Source organism: Halonotius pteroides (assembly GCF_003605635.1).
GTDB classification, from domain to species: domain Archaea; phylum Halobacteriota; class Halobacteria; order Halobacteriales; family Haloferacaceae; genus Halonotius; species Halonotius pteroides.
Window position 1 is genome coordinate 1 of sequence record NZ_QMDW01000065.1, and the last position, 1,468, is coordinate 1,468.

At 55.0% G+C, this 1,468-nt stretch carries 1 protein-coding gene; it reads right to left on the reverse strand.

The features are described from left to right. Positions 1–509: 509 nt before the first annotated feature. Complete coding sequence (locus DP106_RS15030) at positions 510–1,325, reverse strand: IS5-like element ISNamo1 family transposase (RefSeq protein ID WP_015408940.1); 816 nt, start codon at positions 1,323–1,325, stop codon at positions 510–512. Positions 1,326–1,468 lie beyond the last annotated feature (143 nt).

A 1,468-nucleotide genomic window follows, 5' to 3' on the forward strand; every position in this document is an offset into this window, starting at 1 on the left:
GCGTCGAGTTCGTCGACGACTTCCCGGAGACGGCGACCGGCAAGGTCCAAAAGTACGAACTCCGCTCGGAGTACTGGGACGACGAGACCCGGATGGTCGGCCAGGAGTAGCCGCCGATCCGTCGGAACGTCCGGCGGACACGTTACCGACGATCGTATGACCCCGATCGCCCGCGGGAACGACCGACTGCGTTCGCCCCGATCGGGCCGTCGACGCTCCATCGTTGCGTCCGATTCGCCGTATCCCTAAACATTTAAAATGTCTATTTATAACCCATCGTCTTATCGTGCTCTGTTGAACGCAAGACAGCGACAGAATCAGTATTATGATATTAGATTTTTCACGGGTAGCTACGCTCTCTCTGCGGATTCTAAGATCGGACGATTCAATTTTAGCGGCTTTACGCAGTGGTCAAAACATCAGTTTCACAAGATACCGCACGAAGAATGAGGTGGACGATGGCGATGCCTCTCACGGATACGTCCAGAGAAGGAGAGCAGGCGGCGAGCCTAACTCGCCGCCTGCGTCAGGTTATGTACGATGCACTTGCGCGTGAGCTCCCGGAATTGGCCGTGCCAACTCCGGGAGCGAATCTCATCGCCACCGTCCTTCACCATCGCAAACACTGTCTCGCTCATTGACCGCTGATTGTAGACATCGTCGTCAATTCGAGCGTTGTGGGCCTTCTTGAGTCCGTTTTGCTCACAGTGTTTGATTACTGGTCGCGTTGACGCGTCACGGCAGGCTTCACGGAGATCGCTCCACGAGTACATCTTGTCAGCCAGCAACTCCTGCAGGTCTTCGGCGTTGCGCCGAAAGACCTGCAGTCCGATATGGCCGTCATAGGCTTTCTTCGTCGTGAAATGAGCATCCATGATGGCAAGTGAGTCCGTATCAACGAGCAGCGTCGTCTTCATAGCATTGAACGAGTAACCGACTCGATTTCGGTAGTGTGAGCTAGCTTGATCTCGTTGGAAGCCACTGGCATCAATCGACGCAGTGCCCGAAAGCCCCGCCTGCTCCGCTGACTGGCGGAGCAGGCGGCGCAACTCTTTCATCGGAAATTCACCGTCCCAAACGCTGAACGACGAGTAATCTGGAGATTTCTCAAGGCCGAACACATCGAGGATTCCCGGCATCTCGTTCAGGTAATCTTCGAGCTTCCGGAGTGGTTTATTGATTTCCTCTTTAAGTAGAAGCAGCGCGATTTTCGTGGAGTTAGCGTACCCGTCCGCGCCGTCCGGCGCGGCGGGTACGTCTGGTTCCTCTACGTGGTTTGTGGCAAAGTCTCGAAACGTTTGTGCGAGGGTCCTGAGACGCCCCATATCGCAAGACGGCGTCCAATTCCCCTGAAATCAGCGATATAATCCGCAGACGGCGTCGGTATTCAACGGAGCAAAATATTCTGAAGGGCCGCCACCTGAGACTCTCACATGGGATAATCTCGGGTACCGTCTTGGAAGCATGT